Below are 373 nucleotides of genomic sequence, written 5' to 3' on the forward strand. Positions count from 1 at the left end.
CTGAGCCAGGATCAAACTCTCCAAAGAATTTGATATAGCTCTTAAATTGACGAAGCTTGCGCTTCATTCAAAAATTGTAAAACTTTTTTGCCTCATCGTTCAGTTTTCAAAGACCAAAAATAAATGGTCGGGAAGACAGGATTCGAACCTGCGACCCCTTGGTCCCAAACCAAGTGCTCTACCAAGCTGAGCTACTTCCCGTAAATGGTGCACCCTGAGAGATTCGAACTCCCGGCCTTTAGATTCGTAGTCTAACGCTCTATCCAGCTGAGCTAAGGGTGCAATATGGTGCGGTCGAGAGGACTTGAACCTCCACGGTGTTAACCACCACTAGGCCCTCAACCTAGCGCGTCTACCGATTCCGCCACGACCG

The 373-nt window shown here is 48.3% G+C and carries 2 tRNA genes; both read right to left on the reverse strand.

Going from position 1 to position 373, the window contains the following annotated elements:
* Positions 1-124: 124 nt before the first annotated feature.
* Positions 125-201 (reverse strand) — tRNA-Pro (locus KNO98_RS14640).
* Between the two features lie 4 nt (positions 202-205).
* Positions 206-282, reverse strand: a tRNA-Arg gene (locus KNO98_RS14645).
* Positions 283-373: the final 91 nt, after the last annotated feature.

It is taken from the genome of Exiguobacterium sp. s57 (assembly GCF_018617685.1).
Classification (GTDB): domain Bacteria; phylum Bacillota; class Bacilli; order Exiguobacteriales; family Exiguobacteriaceae; genus Exiguobacterium; species Exiguobacterium marinum.